The sequence below is a fragment of the Amycolatopsis sp. NPDC003861 genome (genome assembly GCF_053605405.1).
In genome coordinates, this window is sequence record NZ_JBSGJD010000004.1 from 40,039 (window position 1) to 57,652 (window position 17,614).

Annotated in this window: 18 protein-coding genes; 5 read left to right on the top strand and 13 right to left on the bottom strand. The window is 65.3% G+C overall.

What is annotated here, in order from left to right; translation table 11 throughout:
• Nucleotides 1–153: 153 nt before the first annotated feature.
• The 7 genes from ACWEVN_RS02160 to ACWEVN_RS02190 all read right to left on the bottom strand — a co-directional run bounded on the left by ACWEVN_RS02160 (nucleotide 154) and on the right by ACWEVN_RS02190 (nucleotide 8,039).
• Complete coding sequence (locus ACWEVN_RS02160; protein ID WP_452049903.1) at nucleotides 154–984, bottom strand: HNH endonuclease; 831 nt, start codon at nucleotides 982–984, stop codon at nucleotides 154–156.
• On the bottom strand, nucleotides 981–3,095 hold the full coding sequence (locus tag ACWEVN_RS02165; RefSeq protein ID WP_452049904.1) for an AAA family ATPase: 2,115 nt from the start codon (nucleotides 3,093–3,095) through the stop codon (nucleotides 981–983). The genes ACWEVN_RS02160 and ACWEVN_RS02165 overlap by 4 nt, the downstream gene beginning before the upstream one ends.
• A gap of 380 nt (nucleotides 3,096–3,475) precedes the next feature.
• Entirely contained in the window at nucleotides 3,476–3,922 is a 447-nt protein-coding gene (locus tag ACWEVN_RS02170; RefSeq protein WP_452049905.1) for a very short patch repair endonuclease, read from the bottom strand.
• Nucleotides 3,923–3,928: 6 nt separating this feature from the next.
• Nucleotides 3,929–4,651 (bottom strand): hypothetical protein, encoded by a 723-nt coding sequence (locus ACWEVN_RS02175; RefSeq protein WP_452049906.1) that lies wholly within the window; start codon nucleotides 4,649–4,651, stop codon nucleotides 3,929–3,931.
• Nucleotides 4,652–4,827: 176 nt separating this feature from the next.
• Nucleotides 4,828–6,021, bottom strand: coding sequence for a DNA cytosine methyltransferase (locus tag ACWEVN_RS02180; RefSeq protein WP_452049907.1), 1,194 nt, complete (start codon nucleotides 6,019–6,021; stop codon nucleotides 4,828–4,830).
• Nucleotides 6,022–6,465: 444 nt separating this feature from the next.
• Nucleotides 6,466–7,692 carry an RNA polymerase sigma factor gene (locus tag ACWEVN_RS02185; protein ID WP_452049908.1) on the bottom strand — a complete coding sequence of 409 codons (1,227 nt, stop codon included), beginning with the start codon at nucleotides 7,690–7,692 and terminating at the stop codon, nucleotides 6,466–6,468.
• Complete coding sequence (locus ACWEVN_RS02190) at nucleotides 7,689–8,039, bottom strand: YciI family protein (RefSeq protein ID WP_449685306.1); 351 nt, start codon at nucleotides 8,037–8,039, stop codon at nucleotides 7,689–7,691. Before ACWEVN_RS02190 ends, ACWEVN_RS02185 begins: the two co-directional genes overlap by 4 nt.
• A gap of 118 nt (nucleotides 8,040–8,157) precedes the next feature.
• Here ACWEVN_RS02190 and ACWEVN_RS02195 point away from each other — a divergent pair, with 118 nt between their 5' ends.
• Nucleotides 8,158–9,357 carry a cytochrome P450 family protein gene (locus ACWEVN_RS02195; protein WP_452049909.1) on the top strand — a complete coding sequence of 400 codons (1,200 nt, stop codon included), beginning with the start codon at nucleotides 8,158–8,160 and terminating at the stop codon, nucleotides 9,355–9,357.
• Here the strand turns inward: ACWEVN_RS02195 and ACWEVN_RS02200 are convergent.
• A complete protein-coding gene (locus tag ACWEVN_RS02200; RefSeq protein WP_310969599.1) occupies nucleotides 9,354–10,004 on the bottom strand; it encodes a hypothetical protein in 651 nt (216 codons plus the stop codon). The two genes, ACWEVN_RS02195 and ACWEVN_RS02200, sit on opposite strands and share 4 nt — an antisense overlap.
• Nucleotides 10,005–10,224: 220 nt before the next feature.
• Between ACWEVN_RS02200 and ACWEVN_RS02205 the strand changes: the two genes are divergently transcribed.
• Entirely contained in the window at nucleotides 10,225–10,752 is a 528-nt protein-coding gene (locus ACWEVN_RS02205; protein ID WP_452049910.1) for a GNAT family N-acetyltransferase, read from the top strand.
• Here the strand turns inward: ACWEVN_RS02205 and ACWEVN_RS02210 are convergent.
• The 4 genes from ACWEVN_RS02210 to ACWEVN_RS02225 form a co-directional block, all read right to left on the bottom strand.
• On the bottom strand, nucleotides 10,745–11,071 hold the full coding sequence (locus ACWEVN_RS02210; RefSeq protein ID WP_452049911.1) for an MmcQ/YjbR family DNA-binding protein: 327 nt from the start codon (nucleotides 11,069–11,071) through the stop codon (nucleotides 10,745–10,747). The genes ACWEVN_RS02205 and ACWEVN_RS02210 overlap by 8 nt on opposite strands.
• A gap of 38 nt (nucleotides 11,072–11,109) precedes the next feature.
• A complete protein-coding gene (locus tag ACWEVN_RS02215) occupies nucleotides 11,110–12,801 on the bottom strand; it encodes a bifunctional metallophosphatase/5'-nucleotidase (RefSeq protein ID WP_452049912.1) in 1,692 nt (563 codons plus the stop codon).
• A gap of 116 nt (nucleotides 12,802–12,917) precedes the next feature.
• Entirely contained in the window at nucleotides 12,918–13,697 is a 780-nt protein-coding gene (locus tag ACWEVN_RS02220) for an alpha/beta fold hydrolase (RefSeq protein ID WP_452049913.1), read from the bottom strand.
• A 39-nt stretch (nucleotides 13,698–13,736) separates the two neighbouring features.
• On the bottom strand, nucleotides 13,737–14,816 hold the full coding sequence (locus ACWEVN_RS02225; protein ID WP_452049914.1) for a Gfo/Idh/MocA family protein: 1,080 nt from the start codon (nucleotides 14,814–14,816) through the stop codon (nucleotides 13,737–13,739).
• Nucleotides 14,817–15,065: 249 nt separating this feature from the next.
• Here ACWEVN_RS02225 and ACWEVN_RS02230 point away from each other — a divergent pair, with 249 nt between their 5' ends.
• Nucleotides 15,066–15,692 (top strand): VanZ family protein, encoded by a 627-nt coding sequence (locus ACWEVN_RS02230; RefSeq protein WP_452049915.1) that lies wholly within the window; start codon nucleotides 15,066–15,068, stop codon nucleotides 15,690–15,692.
• Here the strand turns inward: ACWEVN_RS02230 and ACWEVN_RS02235 are convergent.
• On the bottom strand, nucleotides 15,633–15,809 hold the full coding sequence (locus tag ACWEVN_RS02235; protein ID WP_003058066.1) for a hypothetical protein: 177 nt from the start codon (nucleotides 15,807–15,809) through the stop codon (nucleotides 15,633–15,635). The genes ACWEVN_RS02230 and ACWEVN_RS02235 overlap by 60 nt on opposite strands.
• 131 nt (nucleotides 15,810–15,940) lie before the next feature.
• Between ACWEVN_RS02235 and mug the strand changes: the two genes are divergently transcribed.
• Together mug and ACWEVN_RS02245 are read left to right on the top strand one after the other, a co-directional pair.
• Nucleotides 15,941–16,501 (top strand): G/U mismatch-specific DNA glycosylase, encoded by a 561-nt coding sequence (gene mug / locus ACWEVN_RS02240; RefSeq protein ID WP_452049916.1) that lies wholly within the window; start codon nucleotides 15,941–15,943, stop codon nucleotides 16,499–16,501.
• A gap of 261 nt (nucleotides 16,502–16,762) precedes the next feature.
• Nucleotides 16,763–17,548, top strand: coding sequence for a response regulator transcription factor (locus ACWEVN_RS02245; RefSeq protein WP_449685298.1), 786 nt, complete (start codon nucleotides 16,763–16,765; stop codon nucleotides 17,546–17,548).
• The last annotated feature ends 66 nt before the right edge of the window (nucleotides 17,549–17,614 follow it).

Sequence of the window (17,614 nt, forward strand, 5' to 3'; positions counted from 1 at the left end):
CAGTTCCGCTCGAGCCCCGTCGACCTAACCTCGCACACTGCTGACTCACCGCCCTTGTCGGCCGCACCCGCCCGGCTTGGCCATACATGCACAAATCACATTCCGTTGGCGCCCCGTAGCCACCTCACTCCCAGAAACACCGATAAGTGGATTCTACGAGATGACACGAAAGCCGCCGTCAAGAAACCTTTGATCAACTTTGACGGCGTCGTACAGAGCAGCTTTCCAATGATGGAAACCAAACTTTCGGCGAATCCAATCACTTTGATCGCCCGCAAATTCACCAACTCCATCCGACCCTTCGTCGATAAACGTTTTATCCAACGCCTGGAGTCGCTCAACGAGTTCTTGAGATGCCAAGACCGAATAATGCTCAGAAAGTTCAAGATTATTGAAATGGTACTCGACGAGCTTGAATAGGTCCCCGGGAAGCGCCGGATTGACCGAGAAGTCCGCCCTAATTCCTCTCGACTCAAATGAGAGATCAACTCGAAGTGCAGGCCTATCTTCTGGCAAATCGTCGTAAAAAGCGTGAACAAATCTCTCGCCAACCGTGCCGATCTTGGATCTCTTGGTTCCATTGCAGCGGGAGCATATTGGAACAAGATTTAAAGATAGCAAACTGAATTCAGGATAAAGACTCCTCGGCAGATAATGGTCGAGATCCTTCACCTGCGCCGAGCAGCACATCGGACATAGTCCTTTATATGTAAGCTCCATGGCTTCATCTCGCAAAACCGAGAGAAGCCGACGTTTCTGCGTAAACTTGAAATTATCGTGGAGCGCTTTTTTGGCCTCTTCGGAAATTTCAAGCGGAATAACGCTACCGGGATTTCCTTCAAGTAGATCATAGACCCGATATGCATCCAGGACCTCATCGCGCACTTCGACAAGTGCATCAACCGCCGGACTGCCAGCCTTGGACAGAGCGAAATCATAATCGTGGACATAGTCTCGCGTCGGCTTTCGCAAATTATAGATCACCTGCGCCGCCTTTGAAGTGCCACGACGTACGCCCTTGCTTGAACGCTCATCTCTTCATCGAATAGTCGCTCAATCCGATCGACCGACATATCCTCAGCGAGGTCCGCGAGAACTGAATGATAGTCGGTCTGCGTACTGTCGAGATCAAACACATTGGTCGTGAGATATCCTACATTCTCACCAAATGTCTCAGCGCTGGGTGTCACAACCTGAGTGGAGCTCCCAAATCGTTGGAGTACTCGAACATAGCGCCTGGGTATCTCCTGCAGAACAACCGGAGAATGCGTAGCAATAATCGCGTACGATTCAAGTCGTGTTAGTATCAAATTTAACGCTCGAATGAGCGCCGCAAGTAGTGACGGATGAAGATGAGATTCTGGCTCGTCGATCAAAACTAGTGATCCGGGCTCAGCATGCCCAATGACTTGAGCGATGATGTTTAGTACGATTTTATGACCGGTGCTCAATGCGTCGAAAGCGGCTCTCCACGACTGGCCACTCTGCTCGGCGAAAATATCCATCCCGATACGTCCCAAAGATGGTTCGCTGAAGATGATGGCGAGAGCGTCAATCCAGAGATTTTGCTTTGTTAGCGATCCAGCCTTACGAACTGCTTGGTCGAACTCTTTTGATAGCTCATCGATACTCTTGAGTCCACGAGGACCGCGCATACTCTGCTTTTGGTCTCGCGTACGCTTACGGAGGCCACAGTAGGTATAACCCCACACCTCACCGGTGCTTTTGAGCCGCCTCTGAGCGGAGGTCTTCTCTTCAGATCGCCAAAATGCATCAGGAAGAATAAATGTGTCAAAGGCACTATACGAAATAGCGATCACTGAGCTAAATCGAACGTTTTCAGAATTCAAAATTCGACCAAACTCAGAAAAATCTGCCCGCTGATCCAGGTCGCCAGTTGCGACGAGCGCTATATGCGCGAGTAGCTGAGTTTTACCTGTGCCATTGTAGCCGATTACCGCGTTAATTCGGTCAGGCAACCTGGCAGAGTCACCAAACTGGAAGTCGACCGTAAAGCTCGCGTCCTCAAATCGCATCTCAAAATCAAGACTCAGTCCTTCGCTTACAGGAGGCTGGTCCTCTAGCTCAAATAATACACTGGCGTCCTCCAGTGCTCGCGCAGCTTTTCCAGTTCGTTTGAGGGATTTTTGGAAAGCTACCTCACTATCGACACGTTTCCTCAACCGAGGATCGAAGACGACATCGTTCAGCTTCTTAAGAACTGGACGATATACTTTTGGGCCCAAGTCATAGAGCGTTTGATAGAACGTGTACGACTGACCCAGTGAGTAATACGAAGAACCTAAACTTGAAAACGTAGTACCGGGCAGCACCGTTTCACCAGCAAGCTGCCCTTTTTTGGCGATTTTTACCTCACCTACGTCAATTGCCGTATCATAATTCAAGTGCAAAGTAAGGTAAAATAGCGTGCGAATAGAGTGATCGTCCCAACCTTCGCGCACCAGTTCCGCATACGGATAGTTCCTTGCTATACGAGGCGGAATTGCACCGTCGTGGGTTAAGAAACTAAGCCCCCTGGCGTTGAGGTTGCCGGAATTCAAAATTGATCGCTCACGCTCGACCATTCGAGCGATCGTGCCAGCACCGACGTTGAAAAGCTCTGCTCGTTCCTCTGGCTCGTAGGCCTCCACGTGACGCATCGCTGGCCATTGACCTATAAAAACCTTCAAAAAACGAGGGCGGGGGTCCCGATCACGCGAATAGATGACCGCGTAGGGCAACCATTTACCCTCACCACGGGTCAATAACAATAGCTGAGGACGCCTCAAGTCTTGCCCGCAGTACTTTGCCAATGCGTCTACTGTGCGTTCGATTGATTCAGATTCGGGAGGGTCGGCAAGGGCCACGAGCAAGTTGGCACTACGTGCACGTTCGGACTGATTGAAACGAACGGCAGCGTTGCCAGCTTTAGAGATATATGCCGCGTAGACATCTGCCGGGTACGTATCAACGATGCCACTGAGATACTCTTCCAGTGCACGATACTTACGATTGTTCTTGGCAGAGTGATCTATACCAAGAAGGAGGCGATTCACCTCATCGAGTAACGGATCTTCCCAGCTTGAACTACTCACGCATGCGATAGTACTACCAGACATGAGTTTGAGGCGTAATATTTGCAAATGCAACTACTGTTACAGGCTGGCTCACTCTTTCCGCTCGTTGCTTATACGGCGACAGCCGATGAAATTGAGGCGAGTAGTCCTGCCTTTTCGGCCAACTCTTCTCGAACCCGGAGCACAACTTGGGTTCGCCCGTTGCAATCGGCAACAGAAGTCACTGACAGTACACTTCAAGGTCGCCGATTTGAGTACACGTCTGAGTCCCAGCCACTCAGACCCCCCGCCCCTTGCCGAACTTGGCTCTATGGGATCAAGGCGGCGCATGCGCGCCGCAGCCCGCTCGGCCTGCCGCTCCGCTCCGGCCGGCGGCCTGGCTTGCCAACCATGTGCACCTAGCTCCGTGAGCGAAGATCTTCGACAGTCCGGCCTATAGCAGCGGCAACATCAGCCGGGTCATCGTGTTCCCAGAACCGCAGCACCGTCCACCCAAGTGCCCCCAGGTGAACATTCGTGTCGGCATCGCGTGATCTATTAGCCGCAACCTTGTTGCGCCACCACTCGGCGTTGCTCTTTGGCTGCGTGCCGTGGTCAGGGCAGCCGTGCCAGAAGCACCCATCCAGAAAAATAGCTAGCTTCACCTTCGTGAAGCAGATATCCATCGTCCGTCGCGGCTTGCCCGGCACAGGAGTATGTACTCGATACCGGTACCCGCTTGCATGGAGTTCACGACGCACCCTGAGCTCAAGAGACGTGTTCTGCCGTGCCTGCCTGCTCAACCGTGCGGAGACGGCCGACGAACTAGGTATCGGGCGGTCGGCCACAGAGGTCTCCTTGCACACCCGATCTTAGATACGTGCGAATGTGGCGTCGTACTCAGTGGCCATTCGAGTGATCATTCCAGCGTAGTGGAACGCACTACCTGGCTGCGGGGCCGGCGGGTCCTCGACCAAGCCAACTGGTGATCCATCGTTACGAAGGTCGAGAACGGTCACACCGAGTCCGTCATAACCAGTTTCCGAAGAGGCCGAACGCCGCGGAATCTCCCGAACCTTGTCGAGCACGCGCTCGGTCACAGCGGGCTGCCGGTGCTTGGTCACACCCGCTCGCTCTTCTGAGAGCTGATACTGATTGCGACCTGGCGAGATGAATTCGCTCGCAGCATTCAACTGTACGTACCCGATCGCCAACGCCTGTTTGGACGAGCCATGGATACACAGGTGGGCCGAGTTCAACTCGTCGTAGAGACGCGGCAGAGCCTTCACGTGCTCTGTCATGCACGCCTTGGCTTCCAGCGCCACGAGAACCGAGCTCACCGGCGCCACTTGCAGCTGTGGTAGCCCGTCAAGCGCTGCCTGTTCCGCGGGGGTCAGTGAGATGCCGAACTGCTTGGCCAAGCCAGCGAAAGTCTTGTTTCCAGGGGGCACCGCGTGGTCCGGCCGCGCGATGACAAGATCCAGGGCCTTTTTCCGCCCGGTGGCGTAATCTGTCATGGCATGATTGACGCCCAAGACGATCTTGCCTGACTCTGCGTGACTGCGGAGCAAGGACGAAGTAACCAGCAGATCCAACGCTACACCCCAGCACGCCACCTTCGAGTGCCGATCGGAACGTGGGTTGTACTGCCACCTGTTTCCGTATGGGTCTGCCTTGACTGCTGGCTCCGTCAAGAATCGGGCAAGGAGGTTCGGTCCGTACATGGTGCCGCGACTCTAGCCCACCACCGTGTTCACCGCGAGGATGTGGATCAAACCGCAACCTGGGCCACCAGAGGCCGACTCCTCTCCACGTACTCGGCCATGTCTTCCCTGAACCCTGGGTAGCGCCCCAGGTTACTGGTCTGGAGGCGACTCCAGAAGCCGCTCGCGGCCCGGTGGGACAAGGGAGTGCACTGGGTTGGTTCGATGAACTCAAGAAGGTGTTGATAGCCCGCCTGCCGTGGAAACTCGCTTAGCTCGACCTTCCACGCTTGTTCACCTTCGCCCCAAGCAGCGCTCGGCCACGCTCCATCACGTTCCCAAGGAGTGGAATCGACCTCGAACGTGCTCGGGTTCACGAGCTTCGTGGCGACCCATTCCGACACTCCGACGGTCACAGCGTTGCCGACGAGCTTCCACCGCGGTCCATTTCGGCGACCATCTGATGCTGCAGCCGTCCAACCGCGGTCGAATCCCTGGAGCGCTTCACCATCTTCGACTGTGGGGAGGACGAACCTCGACTCGGACTCTTTAGGCAACCAGACGGCAGGTGGGGACGGGATGCCTAGGCTGGAGCCGCCTTTAAGGGTGGGGATAGCGTCGCGGGCCCAGCCGACGCCCGTACGTCCCTCAGTCCAGTAGAACCCAAATGCGTCGTCTGCAAGCAGGCTCTCGTCGATCGCCTCGACCTCGTCCGAGAACAACACCTCGCGCGGATCATGAACGCAGGATGCGAGCAGTACGACGCGTCTACGGCGCTGCGGCACGCCGGTGAAGCGTGAATCCACAACCCTGTAAGCCCACCTGTAGCCTAGTTTGCCCAGCTCGTGCACGAGGTAGGCCATCGCCTTGCCGCGGTCGAGCGCCAGCATGTTCGGTACGTTTTCGATCATCAACCACGGAAGCTTGCGGCGACGCTTCTTCGCGAGCTCGAGCATCTCGAAGACATGCGCGACGAGACCCGACTGGGCACCAGTGATGCCCGCGGTGCGCCCCGCCTGAGACAGATCCGTGCAGGGAAAGCCTGCTGTCAGCAGGTCCAGCCGAGCCGGCAAGTCCTTCAGGGTTTTCACGTCTGGGTGGAGGTCGACCGCCGGGAACCGATCAGCCAGAACTTGCTTCGCTGGCTCCCAGTTCTCACACAGCAGTACGGTCTCCATACGGTCGCCGAGTGCCCGATGGAAGCCGAGCTCGATGCCGCCGATGCCGGCGAAGAGGCCTGCGACCCTGAAGGTGCTCGGCACGTGTACTCCCTTCGTTCAAGATCGCCTTGAGCCTACCCGTGACGACCGACAAACTCGAGCCCAGCGAACGGTGAGTTAGCCATGTCTCGACCGCGTGCATCCTAAGCGGACCTGCTCGACGGCCTTGACAGGCAAGTGCTTCAAGCGGAGAACTCCTGGTCAGCGAGAGGTTCCACCCCGAAGTCGGATCGTGACTACGGCCGATAGCACCGCGTCAAGGCGGGAAAGCGTGCCTTGACCCGGCACCACCGGCCGCGTGCTGGCTTCGTATCGGGGTGGCGGGGGAGGTCTGGGTGGGGTGCAGGTCATGCCATTAGCGTGCCATTCAGGCCGGTCAACCAAGGTCAACAGCGGGTACCGCGAGACAGCCTCGTCCGCAGGTCAGGGCCACTTTCGAGCATGATCACCCTGGTTCCCAAGCTGAATACGCGGGTTCGATTCCCGTCATCCGCTCTCATCGAAACCCCGGGCGTTCTGCCCGGGGTTTTCGCTTTCCATTCTGGCTCGCAAATGTGCCGCATGAGCCGCAGGCAGCCCGGTTTCCTCCGCCCGCTCCAGCGCGTCGAACGCCGACGCGGAACCCAAGCGGTGCAACAACTCCGCCCGCGACGCGTGCCACCACGGGTAGTCGTCCAGGCCCGACAGCGCGTCCACCAGCGCCAATGCCGACGCCGGTCCGTCCCGTTCCGCGACCGCCGCCGCGCGGTTCAAGCGGACCACCGGGGTGTCCTGGACTGACAACAACACGTCGTACCAGGAAATCACCGCGTCCCAGTTCGTCTCCTCGTAAGACGGTGCGAGGTCGTGGCACGCCGCGATCGCCGCCTGGACCACGTACGCGTTCGGCAGCGACGGTGTCCGGCGCAGGCCACGGGCGACCAGCTCGACGCCTTCCTTGATCAGCGCCGCGTCCCACCGCGAACGGTCCTGCTCGGACAGCAAGACCGGTACGCCCGAAGAGAAACGCGCCGCGCGGCGGGCGTCCTGCAGCAGCACCAACGCGAGCAGTCCCAGCGCCGTCGGCTCGTCCGGCATCAGCGAAACCAGCAAGCGCGCGAGCCGGACGCCCTCCGCCAGCAACGAAACGCGGCCCGTGTAGCCCTCGTTGAAGATCAGGTACACCGTCGACGCGACGCCGGCCAAGCGGGACGGCAACTCCTCCGCCGCGGGCACCCGATACGGGATCCGCGCCTGCGCGATCTTCTGCTTCGCGCGCGTCAGCCGCTTCGCCATCGTCGCTTCCGGCACCAGCAAGCCCCGGGCGACCTCCGCGGTCGACAAACCGCCCAACGTCCGAAGCGCCAACGCCACCTGGGCGTCCAGCGACAACGCCGGGTGGCAGCACGTGAACACCAGCCGCAGCAGGTCGTCGCGGACCGACACCGGGTCCGGGCTCGGATCGATCGCCGGCATCGCGACGGCCTCCTTCCCCTGCCGCTTCGCCTCGCGGCGGACCACGTCCACCGCTCGGTGGCGGGCCGCGACCAGCAGCCAGCCGCGGGGATTGGCCGGGACGCCGTCGCGCGGCCACGTCTCCAGTGCGCGCACGACGGCGTCCTGGACCGCGTCCTCGGCCAGGTCGACGCTGCCGGTGACGCGGACCAGCGTGGCCAGTACCCCGGTGCCCTCGGCCCGGACCAGCCGCGCGACCGCGTCCCCGGCGCCGGTCACTTGCCGAAGTCGACGACCGGCCGGACCTCGATCGCGCCGTCCCAGGCGCCCGGGATCCGCGACGCGACCTTGACCGCCTCGTCGAGGTCGGCGCACTCGAGCAGGTAGAAGCCGGTGAGGGCTTCCTTCGTCTCCGCGTACGGCCCGTCGCTGGTGACGACGTCGCCGCCCTTGCCGCCGGTGACGCGGACCGTCGTCGCCGTCGCCGTCGGGTACAGGGCCGCGCCGCCGCGGATCACCGCCGCCGCGCCCGCGCCGAACTCGTCGTAGTCCTTCATCAAGTCCGTGGCTTCGGGCGTGGTCGGGTCGATGTCGGTGGCGTAGATGATCGCGGCGTACTTGGGCATGAGGTGCTCCTCGCAGGTCCTGACCGGCGCCGATCGCCGGCTTTCACTGTAAGGACGAACGGGTGCGGCCGCGCCGGGACACTTGTCGCGGAGAAAGTTCGGCGGGCAGGGTGGACGCATGGGAGAGCCCGCGCTGTTCGGTCCGGACTTCGATCGCGACCCCGCACCGGCCTACGCCTGGCTGCGCGAACGACCGCCGCACCGGCTCGACTTCCCCACCGGCACCTGGGCCTGGCTGATCACGCGGTACGACGACGCGGTCACGGCGCTCAGCCACCCGGCCCTGGTCAAGAGCCCGTCCGCCGGCAACGAGCAGTGGCAGCGCGCGGGCATGGGCCTGCCGCTCGACCACCGGCCGTCGCTGGCGTCCAACATGATCAACACCGATCCGCCCGAGCACACCCGGTTGCGGCGTGCCTGCGCCGGCGCGTTCGGGCCGCGCCGGATGCAGCGCCTGCGCGAGCGCGCCCAGCAGGTGACCGACGGCCTGCTCGACGTCGTCGAAGCGCGCGGGCAGGGCGACCTGGTCGCCGACCTCGCCTACCCGCTGCCGATCGCGATCATCTGCGACCTGCTCGGGGTGCCCGAGTCCCACCGCGAGGACGTGCACGAGTGGTCGCTCGTCATCGACTCCGCCGACGACACCGACGGCTCCAAGGTCCGCGAAGCCACCGACGTGCTGGAACGGCTGGTCACCGAGGTCGTCGAAGCCAAGCGGGCGACCCGCGGCACCGACCTGATCAGCGACCTCGTCGCCCAGGAGGCCACCGGCACGCTCTCTGCGGACGAAGTGACATCGACGGCGTTCCTCATCCTGATCGGCGGCCACGAGACGACCGTCGGGCTGATCGCGACCGGCGCGCTCGCGCTGCTGACCCATCCCGGCGAAGCGGCAAGAGCAAGAACCGATCCCGAGCACCGCGCGGCCGTCATCGAGGAGACGCTCCGGCTGCACGCGCCGCTGCAGAACGCGACCTGGCGGTTCCCCACCGAAGACGTCGAGATCGGTGGCCGGCTGATGCGGCCGGGCGACCCGATCCTCGTTTCGGTGCTGGCCGCCGACCGCGACCCCGCGGCCTTCGCGGAACCGGACGCCTTCCGGCCGGGACAGCGTGCCGGAGAACGGCGGCACCTCGCCTTCGGCGCCGGGCCGCACCTCTGCATCGGCGCGGCCCTGGCCCGGCTGCAGGCCGACGTCGCCTTCGAGACCCTGCTCAGGCGTCTTCCGACGGCCCGCCTCGCCGTCCCCGAAGAGGAGCTGACCTGGTGGCCGAGCCCGATCACGCGCGGGCTCTTCCACCTCCCGATCGAGCTCTAACCTTCGACGAGCTCCCAGTCCGAGTCCGGCGTCGCGCGGTCGTAGACCTGGCCCGGCGCGGCCTTCAGCACCGTGCGGACGTCCGGGTACAGGTTCGCCACGTGCTCCAGCTCCAGGCCCTCGACCTCGAAGTCCTCCGCCTCGGGGACCTCGAAGCCGACGAACAGCCAGGTGCCGTCCTGCTCGCGGACGACCTGGCGGACCGCGCGCACCGGCTGCTCGGGGCCGGTCGGGATCTCGGTGAGGCCGCTGCTGATCTGGGCTTCGTCGTCCGGCGAGCCTTCGAACTTCCAGGCCGCGCGGCGCTGGGCGAGCAGGCGGACGTCCTCGTCTTCGTCGTCGGAGCCGGTCACGGACGAGAGCAGCCACGTGCGGCGCTCGGGGTCCCAGTCGGCGGCCATCCCGGTCGGCAGGTCCTTCAGCGCGCCCAGCTGCGGCAGCAGTTCGACGGCTTCGCGCAGCGACATCTTGCCGAAGCTCTCGCGGTTGACCAGCACGTCGTCGGACAGCTCGGTGCCGTCGCTGATGAACCAGTCGTCCTCGTCGTCCAGGACGACGAAGCCCAGCGCGTCGGGGTCGTTCACCAGGGCCAGCGCGATGATGACCGGCCCTTCCGGGTCCTGGCGCAGCGGCCATGCGGTCGACATGCGCCATATCCCACCATCGGCGCGGTGCGCCGGGGGAGCCGGGGTCACCCGATCGGTTAATTCATCGCCCGTTGATCTCATGCGCGTCACCCGGCGGCGGAATATTCGCGTGCGCGGCGCCGACCTCGTGCACGATGATGCGCGGCGGGCCAGGCCGGTCCCGGTCCGGCAGTTCCTCGGCCTTGCTCGACGACTTTCTGCCGATGGAACGGGAGTGGACATGATCGAGGGGGAACTCGTCCGGCTGCGCGCGCTCGAACCGGAGGACGCCGAACGGCTGCACCCGTGGACCTACGATCCCGAGGTCGGCCGCTGGATGAACAACGAACACCCGCTCTCGCTGGCCCAGGTGCGCAAGCGGTGCGAGGAACGCGCGCTCAACACCTACGAAAAGGTCGTCCTCGGCATCGAGGCCAAGGCCGAGCGCAAGCTCATCGGCGTCATCGACCTGCGGGACGCCGAGCCCGAACTCGGCGAGGCCACGCTCGACGTCTACATCGGCGACGCCGAGTACCGGGGCGGCGGCTACGGCACCGAGGCCCTGCGCATGATGTGCCGCTACGGCTTCACCGCCATGCGCCTGCACCAGATCACGCTGTGGGTCGTCGCGGAGAACGAAGCCGCCCGGCACGTCTACCGCAAGATCGGCTTCGTCGAAGAGGGCCGTCACCGCGAGTCCTTCATCGACGCCGAAGGCGAGCGCCACGACATGATCCTGATGAGCATGCTGCGCGGCGAACTCAAGTGAGCAGCCGGCGCGGCGCCTTCCGCCGCCACGCCTCTTCGAGCAGCTCACGCAGCTGATCGACGTTCACCCGCTCGAGGTCGACGATGATCGAGCCGTGCCCGTCGTAGTGCGAGGTCGTGAAGAAGGCCGCGTCGCCGGATTCCAGCAACGCGGCCTTCTCGTCCAGCCCGCACATCACGACCAGGCCGCCTTCGGCCTCGGTGCGCAGCCGCGCGAACCCCTTGCCCGCCACCTTCAGCGCGGGCGTGCGATACCACGTCGACGCCTCGACCTCCGGCAGCGCGGAGGCGAGGCCGACGACGTCTTCCCAGGTCGTCATGGGTTCATTGTCGACCCGGTGTCTTGGAGGAACCGGACCTACGGCAGGCGGGTGATCCGGTCCGCCGCGGGCGGGGCCAGGTTCGGGTGGGCACCCAGGTAGGCGATCAGGGCGTCGAGGTCCACCGGGCCACCGGAGAGGTTGGTGCCCTTGGTGAACTCGGTGAAGCCGTCCCCGCCGGCCGCGAGGAAGTTGTTCACCGACACGCGGTACGACGCCGCCGGGTCGACCGGCGTGCCGTTGACCGTGAGGCCCGAGATCCGCGAACCCTGTGGCGCGGACGCCGAGTAGCTGTAGTGCAGCGAACTCGAGATCTGCAGGAAGCGCGTCGTCGAGCCCTGCCACTGCTGCTCCAGCACGTTCTTCAGGTTCGCACCGGTCAGCGTGATCGTCTGCATGATGTTCGCGAACGGCTGGACGGTGAACGCCTCGCCGTAGGTCACCACGCCGTCGCCCTCGCCGTTCGGCGACGACTTGTACGTCAGGTCGGCGCGGATGCCACCCGGGTTGGTCATGGCGATCACCGCGTTGTTCGCCTGCGTGCCCGCGAGCTGCGCGTCGGCGATGACGTCGCCGAGCGGCGACTCGCCGGCCGCGTTGCCCGCCGCCGGCAGGTCCGCGGTGATGGTGCCGACCTGCTTGTTCGCGATCGGGGCGGACTTCGTCTTGGCGTCGGCGACCAGCGCGGCCACGGCCGGGTCCGGCGTGACCGTGCGGGTGACGATCTCGTTGAACGCCTTGGTCTGCGACCGCACGACGTCCCGCGTCTTGCGGCTGATCTTCAGGTCCACCACCGACAGCAGCCGGCCGAACGACGAGCCCTGGATGACCGGGCGCGGCTGGCCGGCCGGGTCGTTGATCACGCAGTTGTACTGCTGGTGGCTGTGCCCGGTGAAGAACGCGTCGACCTTCGGCGTCACCGCGGCGGCGATCGCGGCGGCCGGGCCGGGGCGCAGCTTGCAGTCGTTCGGGCCCTCGACCTCGGTGCCGTCGCCCTGGTGCATCAGCACGACCTGGGCCTTGACGCCGAAGAAGTCGAGCAGGTTCGCGGTCCGGTTGATCGCCTCGACCTCGTCACCGAACTTCAGGCCCTTGATGGCCTCCGGCGTGACGACGGTGGGCAGGTCCTTCAGCGTGGCGCCGATGACGCCGACCGGGATGCCGCCCTCGAACTTGACGGTGAACGGCAACAGCGCGGGCAGGCCGTTGGTGAAGGACACATTGGACCCGATGAACGGGAAGTTCGCACCCTTGAAGGGCTTCTCGAACTGGCAACCGTCGGTCGGGTGGCAGCCGCCGAATTGCATGCGCTGCAGTTCCTTGTAGCCCTCGTCGAATTCGTGGTTGCCGACGACGGACGTGCTGACGCCCAGCATGTTCAGGAAGTCGATGGTCGGCTCGTCGTGGAACAGCGCCGAGACCACCGGCGACGCGCCGATGTTGTCACCGGCGGACACGACGAACGAGTTGGCCACCTGCGCCCGCAGCTGCTTCACGTGCGTGGCCAGGTAAGCGGCGCCGCCGGCGTCCACAGTGGTCCCGTCCGACTGCACCACACGCCCGCTGGAACCGGACGGCGGCTCCAGGTTGCCGTGCAGGTCGTTGAACCCGATGATCCGGACGTCGGTGGTGGGATCCGGGCGCTGGCCCGCGGACGCGGGTGCGGTGGTCACCGCCGTCGTCGCCAGCGCGGCCGCGGCGAACACCGCAAGCCGGGTCGAAAGCCTCATGAGTGTTCTTCCTCCGATTCGCGCCCAGGGTCCCCGAACGGGCGCACGGCGGAGGATTCTGCCTCGCGGAGCAGTCACCTACCAGGGTCAAAAGACGGACGTAAAGCGAATGTCACCTAACGGCTTCCGTCGAGCAGCACCCGCGCGACGAGCTCCGGGTCGTCGTTCATCGGCACGTGCCCGCAGCCGGGCAGCAGCCGGAACACCCCGTGCGGCGCAACTTTCCGCAGGTCGGCGACGCGCGGCCGAGCGAGGATCCGGTCGCGCTCGGCCCAGGCGACAGTCACCGGGACACCCGTGACCGGGCCGGTGAACCGGAAGTCCCCGCGGGACTGCGCCGCGGTCGGCTCGAAGCCCGGGGCGGTGGCGAGCGCGTGGGCGTCCTCGACGACGGTGCCGGGCGTCTGCAGTTCGGGGCGTCCGACGATCATCCCGGTCAGGGCGCGCCGCCCGGACGCCGTCGCGGCGATGCGGCGCACGACGTGCGGCGGCGTGCGCTGGGCGAGGGCGCGATGGGCCTTGAGCGTGGCGATCGCGTAGATCTTCTGGGGCCGCGTCCACAGCCCGGCGGGCGACAGCGCCGTGACGCTGCGGACCAGCCCGGCCTGCCCGAGGGCCAGCGAGAGCAGGCCGCCGAGTGAGTTGCCGGCGACGTGCGGCCGGTCGAGCCCGAGGTCGGTGAAGAGTTCCTTGAACATCACCAGCGCCGGCTCGATGCCGTAGCCGCCGGCCGGTTCGGGCGACTCGCCGAAGCCGGGCAGGTCGACGGCGATGACGTCGCGCTGGGCCGTGAGCAACGGGAACACCGGCGCCCACGCCTGGCGGCGGTGGCCGATGCCGTGGATCAGCACCAGCGGCTCGCCGCGGCCCGCGCGGTCGTAGACAACGTCGTCCATGACCCGAGGGTAACGGAAACCTACGACCGGCAGTAACAGTTACTTTGCGTCCAGTACGATGCGAGCACCGCTGTCGGCCGACCGCTGGACGGCGTCGAGCACCCGGTGCACGCGCAGGGCGTGCGCGAAGTCCGGCAGGTCGCCCTTGAGGTGGCGGGCGTAGGCGTGCGCGACGTTGTACGACGGCTCGGCGCTGCGGCCGGCCAGCTGCGGCAGCTCGTACCGCGCGGGCACGGTGAGCTTCTCGAGCGTCCCGGTGCGGCTGCCGCGCAGCGTCAGCTTCGCGATCCAGAACAGCGGGTCCGCGGCCTCGACGACCAGCGTGCCCTCGGTGCCGTTGATCTCCCAGTGGAAGTTCGTGGCCGGCGACGTTCCGCCGCGCAGGTGCACCGACGCGACGGCGCCCCCGTCGAGGACGCCGCTGACGGCGATCTGATCCGGCGCGGTCATCTCGACGGACTCGCCGGTGACCTCGTCGCGCACCCGCGGCCGGACGGTCGCCATCGTCGCCGAGAGCTCGGCGAAGCCGCCGAGGACCATGGCGAGGGTGTCGGCGGTGTGCGCGAACGGGATGGTCAGCATCGTCGCCCCGCCCGCGGGGTGCAGCTGGTAGTCGCGGCCGGCCCGCACGCTGGGGCCCCAATTCGCGCCCGAAGCGATGAGCGACGTCGAAAGAACGCGGCCGACGTACCCGTCCTTGATGAGGTCGCGCAGGTAGCGCAACGCCGGCGCCGAGCGCCCCTGCAGACCGACGGCGGTCGTCTTCTCCCGGGCGGCTTCGGCCAGCGCCTCGGTTTCGGCTAGGCTGACGCCGAGCGGCCACTCGCTCAGCACCTGCTTGCCCGCGGCGAGCGCGGGCTCGATGAGCGCCCGGTGCTCCGGCACCTTCACGGCGACGACGACGAGGTCGACCTCCGGGTGCCGGGCGAGCTCCCCGGCGTCGCCGAAGGTCAGGGGCACGCCGTACTTCTCGCCGGCCACCCGAGCGGACTCGGCGGTGCTGCCGGCGAGCGCGCGGAGTTCGTAGCCGTCCACCGCGGCCAGCGCGGGCACGTGCGCGGTGGCGGCCCAGCCGCCGTTCGCGCTGAGCCCGACGATGCCGACCCGGACCGGTGCCATGAGCGTTCCTTTCGTTGCCTGCAGAGACTCCGACGTGCCGAGCGTCGTGCTCATTCCCGTATCGGCGCAAGGCGCATCCGGTTACGGCGGCATGACTTCGGTAACACCGCTCCGGCGGTACGGCGAGGAGCGCGAAGACGGCTGACCGATCGGCCCGGCGGCGGGTCGGCCAAGTGGCCGAGGAGCGTCCGGGCGGTGCGGCTCATCGACCGAAGCGGCACCGGTGGCAAGATCCATAACGTCGGTGGCATGACGAACGCACAGCTCACAGCCCTGCAGTACGGCTTCACCGGGTTCCTCGCGCTGTGGGCCGTGGTCCTCGTGCCGCAGCTGATCACCCAGCTCGCCCACCACGGCCGCCTGCGCCTGCGCGGGCTCGCGACCACGGCGGCGGTACTGCTCTACGGCTGCATGACGCTCGCGGTCGTCTTCCTGCCGCTGCCCGGCCCCGGCACCCGCCGGCTGACGCAGACCGTGCAACTGCACCCGTTCCAGTGGATCGCCGACATCCACACGGAGCTGCTCAAGCACGGCGGGGAGTGGTTCACGACGCAGACGTTCCAGCAGGCATGCCTGAACGTGCTGCTGTTCGTCCCGCTCGGGGTGTTCGCGCGGATCCTCTGGCGCCGAAGCCTGACCGGCACCGCGCTGATCGGCTTCGCGGCGTCACTGTTCATCGAGGTCACCCAGCTCACGGCGAACTTCGGCACGGCGCCGTACGTCTACCGCATCTTCGACGTCGACGACCTCATGAACAACACGCTCGGCGCGATGGTCGGCTGGGTGTTCGGGGCGTTGCTGCTGACGCTCCTGCGTTCAACGGTCGACGTGCAGCCGGCCCGGAGCGAGCGGGTCCACCTCGCCGAGACGCGCTAGCCGCGCTTTCCGCTGCAGGGCAGCCCGCTTGGCGGCCCGCCGGTCTTCCAGGACGACGACCAGCGCGGCGACGGCCAGGACCAGCGCGACCAGCCCGAGGACGATCGGAAGCTGCACGAAATCCTCCTCGGTACGGCGCTGTGCGGGAGATCACACAGGTTACGCAGGTCAGTACCGAATCCGCTACCCCACGCAAGCGAGCCGTCCGCGGTGACCTCCATGTCCCGAGCGTGCCGGAAACTGGACCGGTGAGCACCCGACCCACGAAGGACCAGCTGGCCGCGGCGCACAACGCCACCATCCCCGACGTCATCGCCCCGGATCTCGACGTCCTCTTCTGCGGCATCAACCCCGGCCTCTACTCCGGCGCCCTCGGCCGGCACTTCGCGCGCCCCGGCAACCGCTTCTGGCCCGCCCTCCACGGCGGCGGCTTCACCCCGCGGCTCTACGCGCCCAGCGAGCAGGACGACCTCCTCGACCTCCGCCTCGGCATCACGAACGTCGTCGCCCGGACCACCGCCCGCGCCGACGAGCTCAGCGACGACGAACTCCGCGAAGGCGGGCAGATCCTCACCGCCAAAGTCCTCGAGTACCGGCCGCGGTGGCTGGCCGTCGTCGGGATCACCGCCTACCGGACCGCGTTCGGCTTCCCGAAGGCGCGCGTCGGCCGTCAGGACCACCGGATAGGTGACACCCGGGTGTGGGTTCTTCCCAACCCGAGCGGGCTCAACGCGCACTGGACACCGGCCGGGCTGGCGGCCGAGTTCGCCCTGCTTCGAGCCGCATCCGAAAACTGTCGAAATCGTTGAACGGACTGCGGGCCACCCTCAGTAGCGCCGACTGCCCCATCAGGCCCTTTCCCGCCCGGCCGAGCCAGCTCTCCAAGATCTTCTTCTACGGAAAGTTTGCTGTGACCGGCGGATTGGGCCATGAGGGGGATTTGGCGTCATGAGCTGCGCAATCGCGACTCGTACCAAGCAGGAGGAGTCACTTCTGACCGGTCCTGGCAGGGGGACCGGACGACGCCGGGAGGCGTCCCAGGAGCGACGGCGCAGAGACGGAGGCCCGCGATGCACGGCATCGAGCCCACCCGCAGGCCCGCGGGGCCCGCCGGACCAGGCGCGCGCAGCCTCGGTGTGGCGGTCGTCGATCCGGTGCCGATCTTCCGCGACGGTCTCGCCGCGCTCGTGCACCGCAACCAGGGGCTGCACTGGGCCGGGCAGGCCGCCAGCCACCACGCGGCCCTGCAGCTCTGCGAACAGGTCAAACCGGACGTCGTCGTCCTGGATTCGGCGCTCGACCCGAACTGCCACCTGACCAAGCTGCTCAACGCCGGCGATCCGGCGCTGATCCTGGTCACCCTGATCCGTGACACGAATCGCACCCAGCAGTACCTCGCCGCCGCGATCGCCGCGGGCGCGCACGCGATCGTGCCGCGATCGATCGATTCACGCCGGCTCGCCGAAGCGATCCGGCGAGCGCACAGCGAACGCCGTTACATCGACCCGGCACTGGCCGCCCTGACCGCCCGGCCGAAGCGCACCACCGCCCCGAAAGGCGACCTCGCCCACGACAGCCCGCCGTCGCCACGCGGCGGGATGCCGCTGTCCAGGCGCGAGTACCAAGTCCTCCAGCTGGTCGCCGAAGGGCTCGAAAACTCGGCGATCGCGAAGCTGCTGTTCCTGTCCGTCGAAACCGTCCGGACCCACGTGAAGAGCATCCTGCGCAAGCTTTCCGCCCGGGACCGGACGCACGCCGTGACGATCGCCTTCCGCAGCGGGATCCTCATCGCCCGCCCCGAAGACGGCTACGTCCCGGTGACGGTGGACACAACGGCGATCCCGGGCCACCGCTGACGCTTCTTCCCCAGGAAGAAGACGACATCCGGGTGGATTTCCGATACTCGGAAGTGCGGATCTGCT

What these genes read in the sequence shown, in the direction of transcription:
- ACWEVN_RS02210 (WP_452049911.1), bottom strand. Translation starts at nt 11,071, where the DNA reads ATGACGACCTGGGAAGACGTCGTCGGCCTCGCCTCCGCGCTGCCGGAG.
- ACWEVN_RS02205 (WP_452049910.1), top strand. Translation starts at nt 10,225, where the DNA reads ATGATCGAGGGGGAACTCGTCCGGCTGCGCGCGCTCGAACCGGAGGAC.
- ACWEVN_RS02220 (WP_452049913.1), bottom strand. Translation starts at nt 13,697, where the DNA reads ATGGACGACGTTGTCTACGACCGCGCGGGCCGCGGCGAGCCGCTGGTG.
- ACWEVN_RS02215 (WP_452049912.1), bottom strand. Translation starts at nt 12,801, where the DNA reads ATGAGGCTTTCGACCCGGCTTGCGGTGTTCGCCGCGGCCGCGCTGGCG.
- ACWEVN_RS02245 (WP_449685298.1), top strand. Translation starts at nt 16,763, where the DNA reads ATGCACGGCATCGAGCCCACCCGCAGGCCCGCGGGGCCCGCCGGACCA.
- ACWEVN_RS02195 (WP_452049909.1), top strand. Translation starts at nt 8,158, where the DNA reads ATGGGAGAGCCCGCGCTGTTCGGTCCGGACTTCGATCGCGACCCCGCA.
- ACWEVN_RS02190 (WP_449685306.1), bottom strand. Translation starts at nt 8,039, where the DNA reads ATGCCCAAGTACGCCGCGATCATCTACGCCACCGACATCGACCCGACC.
- ACWEVN_RS02225 (WP_452049914.1), bottom strand. Translation starts at nt 14,816, where the DNA reads ATGGCACCGGTCCGGGTCGGCATCGTCGGGCTCAGCGCGAACGGCGGC.
- ACWEVN_RS02200 (WP_310969599.1), bottom strand. Translation starts at nt 10,004, where the DNA reads ATGTCGACCGCATGGCCGCTGCGCCAGGACCCGGAAGGGCCGGTCATC.
- ACWEVN_RS02230 (WP_452049915.1), top strand. Translation starts at nt 15,066, where the DNA reads ATGACGAACGCACAGCTCACAGCCCTGCAGTACGGCTTCACCGGGTTC.